The sequence below is a fragment of the Yoonia sp. genome, assembly GCF_042093035.1.
GTDB lineage: Bacteria > Pseudomonadota > Alphaproteobacteria > Rhodobacterales > Rhodobacteraceae > Yoonia.
Genome location: NZ_JBELFI010000070.1, coordinates 1 through 13,632, shown reverse-complemented (window position 1 = coordinate 13,632; position 13,632 = coordinate 1). Strand labels below are relative to the sequence as shown.

Sequence of the window (13,632 nt, the reverse complement as noted above, 5' to 3'; positions counted from 1 at the left end):
GCCTGAGCCTGAGCCTGAGCCTGAGCCTGAGCCTGAGCCTGAGCCTGAGCCTGAAATTTATGCGCCGGATGAAGATGTTGCACCTGCGCCGGTGCAAATGGTTGCGCCGACCCCCGTCGAGTTTGATGTCGATCTGACGTCTGCGCTGGATAAGGAAGAACACGCGCCAGAGCCGGAAAAGAAAGGCCTTCTTGGTCGGTTTTTTGGTGGGGGTGAGGCGAAAACCGTTGTGAAGCGTGTCCTTGATGACGACATGCTGGAGCAGTTGGAGGAGTTGCTGATTACCGCCGATATGGGTGTCGATACCGCCATGCGAGTGACGGCAAACATGGCGGAGGGCAATTTCGGCAAGAGACTCTCTGTCCCGGAAATCAAGATGTTGATGGCCAAAGAAGTCAGCCGCATCATGGCCCCGGTGGCGCGGCCGTTGCCGATTTATGCCAAGACACCGCAGGTTGTTCTGGTTGTGGGCGTGAATGGCTCAGGCAAGACGACGACGATCGGCAAGCTGGCCAGCCAGTTCAAGGCGGCGGGCAAGATAGTTGTGATCGCGGCGGGCGATACATTTCGTGCAGCGGCGGTTGAACAGCTACAGGTCTGGGGCGACCGTGCCGGCGTGCCGGTGCTGACCGCGCCTGAGGGGTCCGACCCTGCCAGCTTGGCGTTTGATGCGATGACGCAGGCGCAGGCAGATGGTGCTGATCTGTTGATGATCGATACCGCCGGACGCCTGCAAAACCGCGCTGATTTGATGGAAGAGCTGTCCAAGATCGTCCGTGTGATCCAAAAAAAAGACCCTGAAGCACCACACAACACGCTGTTGGTTCTCGATGCCACGACGGGCCAGAACGCGGTGCAACAGGTGAAGGTATTTCAGGAGCTGGCGGATGTGTCCGGGCTTGTCATGACAAAGCTCGATGGCACGGCCAAGGGCGGTGTGCTTGTCGCATTGGCTGACAAATTCGGCTTGCCGATCCACGCGATTGGTGTGGGCGAGCAAATCGACGATCTTGCACCTTTTGATCCCGAAGACTTTGCCGCGGCTCTCGTTGGGCTTGAAAAATGAGACGCGCGCGATTTTGATGGAGCTAGGCTCATGGCTGGTTGAAATCTCTGGCACGCCTGAGGGCGCACGACTTGCCACGACCCTTGCATTGGTATCCGCGCTCGCCCATGCGATTTTCGGTGCGTTGCAGAAGGGGCGCTATGATCCGTGGCTGACGCGCGGCGCGATTGACGGCTGGCTGCTGGTGTTGTCCGCACCCATCGCCCTGTTTGTCGTGCCTTGGCCGAATGCAACAACGGCGCTGATTCTTTTGGGCGCGATTGTGGTGCATTTCGCCTATAAGGTCACAATGGCCTTGGCCTATGAGCGCGCGGCCTACACCGTGGTTTATCCGGTGGTGCGCGGCACCGGCCCGCTGGTGACGGTGATCGCCGCCTCACTGTTCTTTGCAGAGCGCTTTACATTGGTCCAATGGATCGGCGTTGGTTGTCTGTCTGGGGGGATATTGTTGCTGGCCGTGCGGAATATTTCCGAAGAAACGATTGATCCGCCTGCGTTGAAACTAGGGCTGATCTGGGCGTTGCTTGGTGGTATCCTGGTTGCGATTTACACGACCTATGACGCCTACGGTATCCGCCAATCCCCTGATCCCTTCACATTTCTGGCATGGTTCTTCTTTGTGACCGCATTCGATTTCCCGCTGCTGGCCGCACGACGCTTTCGCCGGATGGATGTGAAACCCGTCGTAGGGCCGTTAATCTGGAGGGGGTTGGTTGGGGCGCTGATTGCCTGGGTCAGTTTCGGCGGCGTCTTGCTTGCCACGCGGCTCGATAAAGTCGGAGAGGCGGCCGTCTTGCGCGAAACCTCCGTCGTGTTTGCAGCACTCATTGGATGGTTCATCTTGGGCGAAAAAGTGGGCCCACGGCGATTGATCCTGATGGGGACGGTTGCACTTGGCGCCATCATCGTGGAAACGGGGGGCTGAGGGAGACGCAAATGGCTGAAAAGACAATCAATCCGGTGTTGAAACAGGTTCTTGAGCTTGGGCCGACACTTGCTTTTTTTCTGATCTATTTGCGGATCAAGGACGACAATTTCACCATTGCCGGCACCGAATACACCGGGTTCATCATTGCCGCGCTGATCTTTGTGCCGATCCTGCTGCTGGCGATGGGTATCCTTTGGGCGCTGATTGGCAAACTGAGCCGGATGCAGGTTTTCACCGCCTTCATGGTGATCTTCTTTGGCGGTCTGACGGCCTATTTCAACGATGAACGCTTCTTCAAAATGAAGACAACCATTGTTTATGGCAGTATGGGTGTGCTGCTGGGGGTCGGGCTTTTGCGAGGGCAGAGCTACCTGCAATATGTTATGGAAGAATTTCTGCCGATGCGACAAGAAGGCTGGATGATCTTCACCCGCCGCCTTTGCTATATGTTTTTTGCGCTCGCGCTCGCCAATGAAGTCATCTGGCGCACCCAATCCACAGACCTTTGGGTCAAACTGGAAACCTTTGCATTCCCCGTCGTTCTATTCGTCTTTTTGTGGGTGCAAATAATCGGGCTGCAGAAATACCTGATTGAAGATCCCCAAGATCCCAAAGCCTAATGAACCTCGCCAAAAACGAAGCCGACGCGCCCACGCTGAGGCATTAGTTTGTTGCCGCGCTGTCTGCGCAATGTATCCAGATGATGATCCGGCAGATGCGGGCGAAACGCAACGCCAACTTGATTGGTCTTTGACCAAAGCACGATTGCTTCAACCCGATGGGACAGAATATCGAGTTGGATTCTATCCCCCCGAGTGAGGTTCTCTAGCCCCACAAGCCGCGCACCTGAATGGTTGACGTCAAGCACCTCACATCTCTGTAGGCCCTGCGCGGTGTGAACATTGACCGGATATTGGGTCAGATAGCGATGTGATCGGTACTTCATAGCAAGGGCCTGTTCGGTTAGGGATTTCCCTTTGCTACAATGCTTTGCCTAAGATTTGGTTATTCCGGTTTCCCAAAGAGCGTTTTCTGGGCCGCCCTGTCCTTGCGGAAATCGCCACGTTTCTCTGCCGCCAGCGCCCGCCCTCTTTGAACGCCGGGCCTTGCGCCCATCGTCTTAAGCCAGCGCGCCATATGGGGTTTATCATCGAGCGTCTGCTGCTGTCCTTCCCAGAGCGATGCCCACCCCCAGATGGAAATATCAGCGATCGAAAAGAAATCACCTGCAACATAGTCATGCGTGGCCAATTGCCGGTCCAGCACGCCATAAAGTCGGCCCGTTTCGTTCCGGTAGCGGTCTTTGGCATAGGGAAGGTCATTGGGTGGGTTCATCGCTGGCGCGTATTTCAAGAAGTGGTGTGCTTGCCCGGCCATCGGACCAAGGCCGCCCATTTGCCACATCAACCATTGCTCAACGCTGATACGGTCGCGCTCTGTGGTTCCGTAGAGCCGGCCGGTCTTGCGCGCCAGATACTGCAAAATCGCCCCGGATTCGAATATGGAAATCGGTGCGCCATCAGGTCCGTCGTGATCCACAATTGCGGGCATCCGGTTGTTGGGCGAAATCCTGAGGAAGTCCGGCGCAAATTGATCCCCTTTGCCGATATCGATCAAGTGCAATGTGTAGGGCAAATCCAGTTCTTCCAGCACGATCGAAGCCTTCCAGCCATTCGGGGTGGGCCAGAAGTAGAGGTCAATGGGCTTGGTCATGAGGATCCTTTCAAGGCAAGGGGCTCAGAATGCAAATCTAGGCCAAAAGAACAAGCAGGAAACTTGACGTGCCATCAGCCGGGGCGTATGCCCTATCTCGTGGCGATTTGTTTCCGGATTGCGGGCCACGTTAAATATGCCGCTAAAGAGGGTCGAACGGTTTATCTGCCTCGATACCCTTTTCCCGGTGTCGAGGTTTTTTATTGCGCAAAGCGAGCGCGGGGAATGACAATGAAGACGTGGAAGAAACGCACCAAAGCTGTGCATGCAGGCATCCGCCGCAGCCAGTATAATGAGGTCAGTGAGGCGATCTATCTGACCCAGGGCTTCGTTTATGACAGTGCCGAAGACGCCGAGGCGCGTTTTATCAAGGCGGGTGAGGATGAATTCATCTATGCCCGTTACGGCAATCCGACGGTTGCGATGTTCGAAGACCGGATCGCAGCGCTTGAAGGGGCTGAGGACAGCTTTGCCACGGCCTCTGGCATGGCGGCGGTCAATGGTGCGCTGACGGCGATGCTGCGGTCGGGGGATCATGTCGTATCGGCTCGCGCGCTCTTTGGATCCTGTCTTTATATCCTTGAAGAGGTGCTGACCCGCTACGGCGTTGACGTCACCTTTGTTGATGGCACTGATCTGGCCGCATGGGAGGCCGCAATCAGGCCCGAGACCAGGGTCGTTTTCTTTGAGAGCATCTCAAACCCCACGTTGGAAGTGATCGATATCGCGGCTGTCGCAAAGCTGGCGCATGCGGTGGATGCGACGGTGATTGTGGACAATGTCTTTGCCACGCCTGTCTTTTCGGATGCGATCAAACAAGGTGCCGATGTGGTTGTCTATTCTGCCACCAAACATATCGACGGGCAGGGGCGTGCCCTGGGCGGGGTCATTCTTGGCAGCCGCGAGTTCATCCGTGGCACGGTTGAGCCTTACATGAAGCACACCGGCGGTTCGATGTCGCCATTTACGGCTTGGGTAATGCTCAAAGGGTTGGAAACAATTGATCTGCGCGTGCGCGCGCAGGCGACGACGGCGCAGATTTTGGCAGCGACACTTGAGGCAGACGGGGCGCTGCAAAATGTCATCTATCCGGGGTTGGAAAGCCATCCGCAGAACGCCCTGGCTGCCCGTCAAATGGGCGCGGGCGGTACTGTTCTGGCAATTGATGCGGTCACGCAGGCGCGGGCTTTCAAGCTGCTCAATGCGTTAGAGATCTGGACGATTTCCAACAATCTCGGGGACGCGAAATCTATTGTGACCCATCCGGCAACGACGACCCATCAGCGGCTTGACGACGACGTCAAAGCAGAGCTGGGGATCACGCCGGGATTGTTGCGGTTGAGTGTTGGATTGGAAGACCCGGCGGATTTATTGCAAGATTTGCGCGCTGCAATCACGCAATTGTAAACAGGTGACGTGCCTGCCAATAAGTGCTTTACTCAGCATGGCTTAGAGATCGAAAAAGGCCGTCCCATGACTGATCCGCGCAGTGAATTGCGACGTATCTATACAGAAATCATTGGAATATCCGATGAGGCGCCCCATCTTGGGGTGTCGAACGCACCGATGGGGGGCACTGCTATGAACATCCACTCACCCGATATGAACCGCGAACCGACACGTGCTGAAGCTGAAGCGGCCCTTGCATTGCTGCGCCGCTGGGCGGGCGATGTGTCGGCTGAAGAAGCGGCGACACTTGATCCACTGGTGTCGCGTTTGATCCCCGGTCAGGAAGTGTCGAATTACCCGGCGCTGGCAAGGGCTTACCCCGAGGACTTTGAGGTGGATGAGGCCTATAAGGCCTCCATGCCGGACCTGCAAAATGGCCCTTCCAGTCTGATCCGCGGCGCGCAGCAGCAGATCCAGCATGTCGGCATTTCAAACTTCCGCCTGCCGATCCGGTTTCACACCCGCGATAACGGCGACCTGACGCTTGAGACCTCTGTCACAGGCACGGTGTCGCTTGAGGCAGAGAAGAAGGGCATTAACATGTCCCGCATCATGCGGACTTTCTACAAGCACGCCAGCGAGACCTTCAGCTTCGAAGTAATAGAGCGCGCTTTGGACGCCTACAAAGCCGATCTGGAAAGCTTTGACGCCCGCATTCAGATGCGCTTCAGTTTCCCGATGAGGGTGGAAAGCCTGCGTTCTGGCCTGTTTGGGTACCAATATTACGATATCGCACTTGAGTTGGTGGAAACGGCCGGTGTGCGCAAGAAAATCGTGCATCTGGACTACGTCTATTCGTCGACCTGCCCATGCTCTTTGGAATTGTCCGAACATGCGCGCCAATTCCGCGGCCAGTTGGCCACGCCGCATTCGCAGCGCTCAGTGGCGCGGATTTCTGTTGTGCTTGAGCAGGGTGCGGATGTGTTGTGGTTCGAGGACCTGATCGACCGCGCCCGCGCGGCTGTGCCGACGGAAACCCAAGTCATGGTCAAACGCGAGGATGAGCAGGCATTCGCTGAATTGAACGCCGCCAATCCCATCTTTGTCGAGGATGCAGCACGTCTGTTTACCGAGCAATTACAGCTGGATACACGGATTTCCGATTTCCGTGTGATCGCGAGCCATCAAGAAAGCCTGCATAGCCATGATGCGGTGTCCGTGCTGACGGAAGGCAAGACATTTGCGGCCGAAAGCATCGATCCGCGGCTGTTTGCGTCGCTGTTTCATGTCGGGTGATGGGCTTTAAGCTCGCACCGATACCACGTTCGCGTGTAAAGTCGGGTTGGGGTGTGCAAGAACGGCGCTGTTGCAGTTTCGACGTATGATGTCGGTTTTGTCCAAGTACCGCGCCGAGCGGCGTCATCTATTGGGTCCAAGTCACTTTGCAAAGGAGACTTGAGATGACACAATCATTCTTGGAATTCCTGCATTCGTCTGATGCGGACAGCATCCCCGAAGAGATGCTTGGGCTTGGCCGGAAGTGGCTGCTCGATCTGCTTGGGGTCGCCGCTGGGGCAACGGAAACGGAGATGTCGCGCATTATGCGCGACCACGTGGCCGCGCATTTTGCCCCCGGCGCGCGCAAGGTTCCGATGCTGTTTGATGGTCGGCTGGCCAGTCCGGGTGGTGCGGCACTTTCTGGCGGTATTACAATCGATGCGCTGGATGCGCATGACGGCCACAAACTGACAAAGGGCCATGTCGGATGCGGCGTACTGCCTGCACTCCTGTCGTATACGCTGGCCGAGCAACTGGAAGATGACAGAGCATTTCTTGCCTCTTTGGTAGTGGGATATGAGATCGGGACTCGTGCTGGCATCGCGCTGCACCGGACTGCCAGCGATTATCACACCTCCGGCGCTTGGATCGCTGTCGCAGCCGCCGCCCTTGGCGCGCGCACCATGGGGTTGAGCAGCGCCAAGACACGCGAAGCGGTTGGCATCGCGGAATACCATGGCCCTCGCAGTCAAATGATGCGGGCCGTCGATCAGCCAACGATGGTCAAAGACGGTTCCGGCTGGGGCGCTATGGCCGGAGTGTCCGCAGCATATCTTGCCGCTGAGGGGTTTACCGGCGCGCCTGCGGTCACCGTTGAAGGCGAGGATGTCGCCGATCTGTGGAATGATCTTGGTCAAACCTGGCGCATCACCGAGCAATATTACAAACACTATCCGATTTGCCGCTGGGCGCAGCCGCCAGTGCAGGCGGTTCTTGACCTGCGGAGAGCCAACAACCTGCGCTCGGAAGATGTTGAGAAGATCGAAATCACGACATTTCACAACTCGCTACGCCTTGCCACGAGTGCGCCCGTCACAACCGAAGAGGCGCAATACTCGACAGCTTACCCCACCGCCGTGGCCATGGTGCGCGGGCAGGTTTCACCCGATGATGTGATGGCGCACAGCTTTGATGATCCGGAAATTAAACGCCTTGCCGCCGGCATGAGTGTGGTGGAAAGCGACAGCTACAACGCGGCATTCCCCGCCAATCGCATTTCAAGTGTGAAGTTGGTTTTGAAGAATGGAAAGACGCTGACATCGGGCGATACCGAGGCCCTTGGTGATCCGGAAAATCCAGTGACGGAACAGGAAGTCAGGACAAAATTCCACGCTTATGCGGGGCCAAAACTGGGGCGTGAGCGGGCGGAGGCCCTTGAAACCGCAGTCGCCCGGCTGGGCGACGGGGGTGGAATGGTTGATTTTCAAAACCTCATTTTTGCGCCGGTCGGACGTAGCGGCGCAGGGGAGCCGAGACGATGAAAATTGCCGTCGCACAGGTTGATGCAAGTTTGGCAGGAACAGAAAATCGTTTCTGCTGGCTGGAACAACAGCTCAGACAGGCGGCAACAGTGAACGTCGACCTCGTCGTTTTCCCCGAATTATATATGTCTGGCTATAATGTCGGCGAAGCTTTGCACCGATGCGCTGAGGCGCAAGACGGACCCTTTGCCCGACGCGCGGGGTCTTTGGCAAAGGAACTCGGCCTCGCCGTCGCCTATGGATACCCAGAAAGCGACGGCAACACGGTTTATAACGCCTTCATTTTTATTGATGACTGCGGCAGGACACTGGCAAATCATCGCAAAACGGTTCTGCCTGTTGGGATTGAACATGATTGGTTCGCAACTGGATCAACCGTCCCACTTTTTCGGTTTAAGAACGCAGTGATTGGCATGATAATCTGCTATGAGTGCGAATTCCCCGAAATCTTGCGCCACTTGGCCTTGGGTGGCGCGCAGATCGTTCTGGTCGCAACGGCAGGGGGCGCGGATTGGCAGCAGGTGCCGACATGTATCGTCCCGTCGCGCGCCTACGAGAACGGCATCTTCATGGCTTATGCAAATTATTGTGGCGTGGAAAACGGGCATGGGTTCTGCGGATTGAGTTGCATTGTCGACCCCTACGGCGCTGTGCTTGCCCGTGCGAGCCAAACCGAAGACGTTGTCTGCGCCAATCTCGATCTGGGCGTCATTGCCGAGGCACGCGCGAGAGTACCCTTTTTGAAGCATCAGCAAGCTGTTGTTTCCAAACTGAACGCGGTCGCGGACGCCTGATTGACAATCTATGACATGGTGCGAGAGCCGCCATTGGCCAGGCGCAGCCTTCCGCTGAGGTGGCTCATGACGCAAGAGAGCCGCTTATTTTTTTGACCTCAGGCCAAATCGGTCTCGAAGAGAACTTAGGTCCAGTCCGCGACGACATCGTAACCCTGAGGCGTCGGCATCTCCTCCAGGAACTCCGCCATTTGGGCCCAAGCAGATTTCACTACCTCCGCATTGGCGTTCGAGGCCTCTTCACTTTCGACGAGGGCGATGACGTAACCTGTTCCGTCATCATTCATCACGTTGATGAACTTATGCATGCCGGGCATTCCCATGATCTTATCTTTCATTGTGCCAAGTCTCTCGGTTGCGGCAGCCTTGGTTCCAGGTTTCATTTTGAATGGTGTAACTCGCGCGTACATCAGGTCTACTCCTTGTTTGTTCTCAGCGCTTCACAGGGGCGCGACCGAACATAGCACACATGAGCTCCAGATGCCCGCCGCAGTGCAGCAGATCGCAAGGGCATGCCGTTGACGGACAGTGAGCGATACATGAACCGCGCACTTGTGCACCGTCCGCGGCCGTCTCAACGGTCTCCTCGTCTTTGTGATCTGCGAAGGTGACTTTGCTGTCTTCGCCCCGGACCGAGAATTTCGCCTTGGGTCACCAGTTATCGATCTCATCGGCAAAAGGGCGAATGCCTCGTCGGCATTGAGTGGCACGGTGAGGTCATTGTTGATCGGGTCATGCATTGGCTTGTCCTTTCGCTTTCGCAGGGGGCCCGCGGGCGAAGGCGGACAAGGCGTCATCCCACAAAGTATCAAGGTATTTGCGCAACTGATCGACGCCCTCTGGTGCAATCGCATAGAGCCGCCGGTTGCCCGCAGGCGTGACCGTCACCAGCCCGGCATCTGACAGAACCCGCAGGTGTTGGCTGACGGCCGGGCGGCTGACGGTCATGTCCTTGGCGATGGCTGCCACAGATAAAGCCCCGCCGCGCAAACGGTCGATAATGACCCGACGGGTCGGGTCGGCGAGTGCAGTTATTGCATCTTCGTAACTCATGACTTACCGTAAGTGAGTGCTTACGAGGTGTCAAAGGTATCCTGCAGCCCTTGAAGCCCCTGACCGCCAACACTAAGACTCTGTTAGGATATTAGAAATAGGACTGACACGTCCGAACAAGAGGCACTGAATATGCAAGACCCCGTCGAGACCTACATGAACCTTGTCCCAATGGTTGTCGAACAGACCGCCCGGGGTGAGCGCGCATATGATATTTTCTCCCGTTTGTTGAAGGAACGTATCATCTTTGTGAACGGCCCCGTCCATGACGGGATGAGCCAGCTGATCGTGGCACAATTGTTGCACCTCGAATCAGAGAACCCCAAAAAAGAGATCAGCATGTACATCAACAGCCCCGGTGGCGTGGTGACGTCCGGCTTGTCGATTTATGACACGATGCAATACATTCGCCCCAAGGTCAGCACCTTGGTGATCGGGCAGGCGGCGTCGATGGGATCATTGCTGTTGACCGCTGGTCACCCCGGAATGCGTTTTTCGCTGCCCAATAGCCGTGTGATGGTGCATCAGCCATCCGGTGGCTATCAGGGACAGGCGACAGATATCATGATCCATGCGGCCGAGACCCAGAAGCTCAAGACCCGTCTGAATGAGATTTACGTGCATCACACGGGCAACACGCTCAAGAAGGTGGAGGCGGCTTTGGAGCGTGACAACTTCATGTCCCCTGAGGAAGCCAAGGAATGGGGTCTGATCGACGAAATCGTCGTAAACCGCGACAAAGCGGACGACTGATTTTCGGTCACAATTGATTGAGAAAACGCGGCTTCGGCCGCGTTTTTTGTGCGATGGGGTCTTTTGACGCAGGCATGCGAGCCCCCTTTATGGCTTTGTTAAGGTCATTCTGCGCAAGGTCATTTTGACATTGTGGACCATGGCGGGCTGTCCTAGTGTTGGGGCACAAGAAACCGAACGATGTTTTATGGGGTGAAATCCCCGGGGGTAACGCATGGCGAATACAGGCAGCACCGACAGTAAGAACACCCTTTACTGTAGCTTCTGTGGCAAAAGCCAACATGAAGTCCGCAAACTTATTGCGGGCCCAACGGTGTTCATCTGTGATGAATGTGTTGAACTCTGCATGGACATCATTCGCGAAGAGACAAAGACCGCCGGTCTGAAAGCTGGCGAAGGTGTCCCAACCCCGTCTGAGATTTGTGGCGTGTTGGATGATTACGTCATCGGTCAGATGCATGCAAAGCGCGTGCTCTCGGTGGCGGTGCATAACCACTACAAGCGTCTGAACCACGCGGAGAAATCCGACATCGAATTGGCGAAGTCCAACATCATGCTGATTGGTCCGACCGGTTGCGGCAAGACCTTGCTGGCGCAGACCTTGGCGCGTATTCTGGATGTGCCTTTCACGATGGCCGATGCCACGACCCTGACCGAAGCTGGTTACGTGGGTGAGGATGTTGAGAACATCATCCTCAAGCTTTTGCAGGCATCTGAATACAACGTCGAACGCGCGCAGCGCGGCATCGTCTATATTGACGAGGTCGACAAAATCACGCGCAAGTCTGACAACCCCTCCATCACGCGGGATGTGTCGGGTGAGGGTGTGCAGCAGGCGTTGCTGAAGATCATGGAAGGCACGGTTGCCTCTGTGCCTCCGCAAGGTGGCCGCAAGCACCCGCAGCAGGAATTCCTGCAAGTGGATACCACCAATATTCTGTTTATCTGTGGTGGCGCGTTTGCGGGGCTTGATAAAATTATCGCGCAGCGTGGCAAAGGCTCTGCGATGGGTTTTGGTGCGGATGTGCGCGAAGATGATGATCGCGGGATTGGTGAGATATTTACCGATCTGGAACCAGAGGACTTGTTGAAATTCGGGCTGATCCCGGAATTTGTCGGCCGTTTGCCTGTGATTGCAACATTGACCGATCTGGACGCCGACGCGCTTATCACGATCCTGACACAGCCAAAGAACGCATTGGTCAAGCAGTACCAGCGGCTTTTTGATCTGGAGAGCACCAAGCTGACCTTCACCGAAGATGCGTTGAGTGCGATCGCCAGCCGCGCGATTGAGCGCAAGACGGGTGCGCGTGGTTTGCGCTCGATCATGGAAGACATTCTGCTGGATACGATGTTTGATTTGCCGGGTATGGATACGGTGACGGAAGTTGTCGTGAATGAGGAGGCGGTCATGTCTGATGCCGCGCCTTTGATGATCCATGACGAGAGCAAGAAAAAAGAGTCCGCGACCGCGAGCTAAGCTAGATGGCTGTGCGTCATTTCAGCACTGGATCCCCGTTTGAGGAACAGATCGGCTACAGCCGTGCCGTCGTTGCGGATGGTTGGGTTTTTGTTGCGGGCACCACGGGTTACGATTATGCGACCATGACCATGCCGGCGGGCATTGCCGAACAGACATCAAACGCCTTGAACACGGTCGCAAAGACGCTGGAGCAGGCGGGGTGCAGTCTCGATCATGTGGTGCGGGTGACCTATATCGTGCCGGATGCGGCTGAATGGCCCGAATGCTGGCCGATAACCCGTGACGCTTTTGCCGTGGCCAAACCTGCCGCGACGATGATGTCAGCCCAATTGCAGAATGCGGAAATGAAGATCGAAATCGAAGTGACGGCGCGACTGCCGGACTGAACCCACTGGACCTTTTGCGCCCTTTGGTGCATGGATAAAACAACGCAACCGGAGACGTGATATGGGCCTTGGTCATAACATCAAACGCATGTTTACATGGTGGGACGGGCAGTCCTTTGGCACCCAGCTTTGGACCCGGCGCAATGGGACGAAAGTTGGCGAAGATGCGCAGGGCAATGTCTTTTACAACAATGCGGATGATAGCCGCCGTTGGGTGATCTATGATGGTGACAATGAAGCGACCCGCGTAAGCCCCGAATGGCATGGCTGGTTGCACCACACTTGGGATGAACCGCCAACGGCCGAAAACCTGCCACGCAAGACGTGGGAAAAGCCGCATCAGCCGAATTTGACCGGCACGATGGCGGCATATGCCCCCGCCGGGTCGATCCGCCGGAATGCCCCGGACGAACGATCAGATTACGAGGCGTGGACGCCATAACAGGACGCCAGCGATGCGTTTTCTAAATCAATGCATGATCTGTCTGATGCTGATGGCAACCTCTGTCAGCAGCCAGGAAATCGTGACCACGCCACTGGATGAAATCCTCCAACAACTCGCGCCTTTGCCAGAAAGCAGTAGCGCGCCGCAATCAACGCGGATCGAAGTCGCGGGGGATGTCGGAGGTGAGCTGCGAATTCTTGATAAGCTCACGGGCGCTGTGACAGACCTCAGCCTGCAACCCGGCGACGTGGCAGAGGTTGGTTTCCTGACGATCAGTCTTGTCGAATGCCGCTACCCTATCAATAATCCGGCGGGCGATGCATTCAGCTACATCGAGGTATTGGATCGCAAGAACAATCGTGGGCTCTTTGCCGGTTGGCTTTTGGCTTCAGCCCCTGCATTGAACGCGATGGATCACCCGCGCTACGATATTTGGGCGTTGCGCTGTATCACGTCCTGAGCTTGCGGCGCATCTGAGGTTATAAACTGCGCTTGCTGTCACACCGCCTGATCGAGCAACGCGTGGTAGTGTTCCCGCGTGATTTCGACCGCCCCGAGGCTGGCGAGATGTGGCGTGATGAATTGCGTATCAAATAATGCAAAGCCACTCTTGCGCAGACGGTCGACAAGATAGGCGAGTGCGATTTTTGATGCATCGGTTCGCTTGCTGAACATGCTTTCCCCAAAGAACGCCGCTCCGATAGACACCCCGTAGACCCCACCGATCAACAAGTCGTCGTTCCAGATTTCCACGGAATGCGCGTCCCCGCGCGTGAAAAGCGCGCCATAAAGTGCGAAAATCG

At 56.2% G+C, this 13,632-nt stretch carries 16 protein-coding genes, 1 pseudogene and 1 riboswitch; of the genes and pseudogenes, 12 read left to right on the top strand and 5 right to left on the bottom strand.

The features are described from left to right. The 3 genes from ftsY to ACFDSS_RS09805 form a co-directional block, all read left to right on the top strand. Nucleotides 1-1,066: signal recognition particle-docking protein FtsY (ftsY, locus tag ACFDSS_RS09815; RefSeq protein ID WP_375255565.1), on the top strand; the 1,066-nt coding region annotated here is incomplete at its 5' end. A 16-nt stretch (nt 1,067-1,082) separates the two neighbouring features. After that, on the top strand, nt 1,083-1,991 hold the full coding sequence (locus ACFDSS_RS09810) for an EamA family transporter (RefSeq protein WP_375255567.1): 909 nt from the start codon (nt 1,083-1,085) through the stop codon (nt 1,989-1,991). 11 nt (nt 1,992-2,002) lie between these two features. After that, nucleotides 2,003-2,614 carry an inner membrane-spanning protein YciB gene (locus ACFDSS_RS09805; protein WP_375255564.1) on the top strand — a complete coding sequence of 204 codons (612 nt, stop codon included), beginning with the start codon at nt 2,003-2,005 and terminating at the stop codon, nt 2,612-2,614. Here the strand turns inward: ACFDSS_RS09805 and ACFDSS_RS09800 are convergent. Both ACFDSS_RS09800 and ACFDSS_RS09795 read right to left on the bottom strand, forming a co-directional pair. Next, nucleotides 2,611-2,940, bottom strand: coding sequence for a PilZ domain-containing protein (locus ACFDSS_RS09800; RefSeq protein ID WP_375255563.1), 330 nt, complete (start codon nt 2,938-2,940; stop codon nt 2,611-2,613). The two genes, ACFDSS_RS09805 and ACFDSS_RS09800, sit on opposite strands and share 4 nt — an antisense overlap. A 59-nt stretch (nt 2,941-2,999) precedes the next feature. Then, on the bottom strand, nt 3,000-3,707 hold the full coding sequence (locus ACFDSS_RS09795; RefSeq protein WP_375255562.1) for a glutathione S-transferase N-terminal domain-containing protein: 708 nt from the start codon (nt 3,705-3,707) through the stop codon (nt 3,000-3,002). Nucleotides 3,708-3,796: 89 nt separating this feature from the next. Next, a riboswitch (SAM riboswitch) is annotated at nt 3,797-3,874 on the top strand. 64 nt (nt 3,875-3,938) lie between these two features. Here ACFDSS_RS09795 and metZ point away from each other — a divergent pair. From metZ to ACFDSS_RS09775, 4 genes are all read left to right on the top strand, one after another. Continuing rightward, nucleotides 3,939-5,114 (top strand): O-succinylhomoserine sulfhydrylase, encoded by a 1,176-nt coding sequence (metZ, locus tag ACFDSS_RS09790; RefSeq protein WP_375255561.1) that lies wholly within the window; start codon nt 3,939-3,941, stop codon nt 5,112-5,114. 174 nt (nt 5,115-5,288) lie between these two features. Further along, nucleotides 5,289-6,392 (top strand): GTP cyclohydrolase FolE2, encoded by a 1,104-nt coding sequence (gene folE2, locus ACFDSS_RS09785; RefSeq protein ID WP_375255566.1) that lies wholly within the window; start codon nt 5,289-5,291, stop codon nt 6,390-6,392. Nucleotides 6,393-6,556: 164 nt separating this feature from the next. After that, nucleotides 6,557-7,915, top strand: a complete 1,359-nt coding sequence (locus ACFDSS_RS09780; RefSeq protein ID WP_375255560.1) for an MmgE/PrpD family protein — start codon at nt 6,557-6,559, stop codon at nt 7,913-7,915. Then, a complete protein-coding gene (locus tag ACFDSS_RS09775; RefSeq protein ID WP_375255559.1) occupies nt 7,912-8,709 on the top strand; it encodes a carbon-nitrogen hydrolase family protein in 798 nt (265 codons plus the stop codon). The genes ACFDSS_RS09780 and ACFDSS_RS09775 overlap by 4 nt, the downstream gene beginning before the upstream one ends. A gap of 125 nt (nt 8,710-8,834) precedes the next feature. Here the strand turns inward: ACFDSS_RS09775 and ACFDSS_RS09770 are convergent, their stop codons facing one another. Together ACFDSS_RS09770 and ACFDSS_RS09765 are read right to left on the bottom strand one after the other, a co-directional pair. Then, entirely contained in the window at nt 8,835-9,047 is a 213-nt protein-coding gene (locus ACFDSS_RS09770) for a hypothetical protein (RefSeq protein WP_375255558.1), read from the bottom strand. Nucleotides 9,048-9,441: 394 nt separating this feature from the next. Then, nucleotides 9,442-9,762: an ArsR/SmtB family transcription factor gene (locus ACFDSS_RS09765; protein WP_375255557.1), complete on the bottom strand. Its 321-nt coding sequence runs from the start codon at nt 9,760-9,762 to the stop codon at nt 9,442-9,444. Between the two features lie 132 nt (nt 9,763-9,894). Between ACFDSS_RS09765 and ACFDSS_RS09760 the strand changes: the two genes are divergently transcribed. The 5 genes from ACFDSS_RS09760 to ACFDSS_RS09740 all read left to right on the top strand — a co-directional run bounded on the left by ACFDSS_RS09760 (nt 9,895) and on the right by ACFDSS_RS09740 (nt 13,289). After that, nucleotides 9,895-10,515 carry an ATP-dependent Clp protease proteolytic subunit gene (locus ACFDSS_RS09760; RefSeq protein ID WP_375255556.1) on the top strand — a complete coding sequence of 207 codons (621 nt, stop codon included), beginning with the start codon at nt 9,895-9,897 and terminating at the stop codon, nt 10,513-10,515. 214 nt (nt 10,516-10,729) lie between these two features. Next, nucleotides 10,730-11,995: an ATP-dependent Clp protease ATP-binding subunit ClpX gene (gene clpX, locus ACFDSS_RS09755; RefSeq protein ID WP_375255555.1), complete on the top strand. Its 1,266-nt coding sequence runs from the start codon at nt 10,730-10,732 to the stop codon at nt 11,993-11,995. A gap of 5 nt (nt 11,996-12,000) precedes the next feature. Then, entirely contained in the window at nt 12,001-12,384 is a 384-nt protein-coding gene (locus ACFDSS_RS09750) for a RidA family protein (protein ID WP_375255554.1), read from the top strand. 61 nt (nt 12,385-12,445) lie between these two features. Next, nucleotides 12,446-12,826 carry an NADH:ubiquinone oxidoreductase subunit NDUFA12 gene (locus ACFDSS_RS09745; RefSeq protein WP_375255553.1) on the top strand — a complete coding sequence of 127 codons (381 nt, stop codon included), beginning with the start codon at nt 12,446-12,448 and terminating at the stop codon, nt 12,824-12,826. Between the two features lie 13 nt (nt 12,827-12,839). Then, nucleotides 12,840-13,289: a DUF2155 domain-containing protein gene (locus tag ACFDSS_RS09740; RefSeq protein WP_375255552.1), complete on the top strand. Its 450-nt coding sequence runs from the start codon at nt 12,840-12,842 to the stop codon at nt 13,287-13,289. Here ACFDSS_RS09740 and ACFDSS_RS09735 read toward each other — a convergent pair. Then, nucleotides 13,253-13,632, bottom strand: a pseudogene (locus tag ACFDSS_RS09735) (leucyl/phenylalanyl-tRNA--protein transferase); the annotation flags it as partial. The gene ACFDSS_RS09740 and the pseudogene ACFDSS_RS09735 overlap by 37 nt on opposite strands.

Excerpts from the sequence above, each read along its gene's own strand:
- ACFDSS_RS09810 (WP_375255567.1), top strand. The coding sequence starts at position 1,083 with ATGGAGCTAGGCTCATGGCTGGTTGAAATCTCTGGCACGCCTGAGGGC.
- ACFDSS_RS09805 (WP_375255564.1), top strand. The coding sequence starts at position 2,003 with ATGGCTGAAAAGACAATCAATCCGGTGTTGAAACAGGTTCTTGAGCTT.
- ACFDSS_RS09800 (WP_375255563.1), bottom strand. The coding sequence starts at position 2,940 with ATGAAGTACCGATCACATCGCTATCTGACCCAATATCCGGTCAATGTT.
- ACFDSS_RS09795 (WP_375255562.1), bottom strand. The coding sequence starts at position 3,707 with ATGACCAAGCCCATTGACCTCTACTTCTGGCCCACCCCGAATGGCTGG.
- metZ (WP_375255561.1), top strand. The coding sequence starts at position 3,939 with ATGAAGACGTGGAAGAAACGCACCAAAGCTGTGCATGCAGGCATCCGC.
- folE2 (WP_375255566.1), top strand. The coding sequence starts at position 5,289 with ATGAACATCCACTCACCCGATATGAACCGCGAACCGACACGTGCTGAA.
- ACFDSS_RS09780 (WP_375255560.1), top strand. The coding sequence starts at position 6,557 with ATGACACAATCATTCTTGGAATTCCTGCATTCGTCTGATGCGGACAGC.
- ACFDSS_RS09775 (WP_375255559.1), top strand. The coding sequence starts at position 7,912 with ATGAAAATTGCCGTCGCACAGGTTGATGCAAGTTTGGCAGGAACAGAA.
- ACFDSS_RS09770 (WP_375255558.1), bottom strand. The coding sequence starts at position 9,047 with ATGAAAGATAAGATCATGGGAATGCCCGGCATGCATAAGTTCATCAAC.
- ACFDSS_RS09765 (WP_375255557.1), bottom strand. The coding sequence starts at position 9,762 with ATGAGTTACGAAGATGCAATAACTGCACTCGCCGACCCGACCCGTCGG.
- ACFDSS_RS09760 (WP_375255556.1), top strand. The coding sequence starts at position 9,895 with ATGCAAGACCCCGTCGAGACCTACATGAACCTTGTCCCAATGGTTGTC.
- clpX (WP_375255555.1), top strand. The coding sequence starts at position 10,730 with ATGGCGAATACAGGCAGCACCGACAGTAAGAACACCCTTTACTGTAGC.
- ACFDSS_RS09750 (WP_375255554.1), top strand. The coding sequence starts at position 12,001 with ATGGCTGTGCGTCATTTCAGCACTGGATCCCCGTTTGAGGAACAGATC.
- ACFDSS_RS09745 (WP_375255553.1), top strand. The coding sequence starts at position 12,446 with ATGGGCCTTGGTCATAACATCAAACGCATGTTTACATGGTGGGACGGG.
- ACFDSS_RS09740 (WP_375255552.1), top strand. The coding sequence starts at position 12,840 with ATGCGTTTTCTAAATCAATGCATGATCTGTCTGATGCTGATGGCAACC.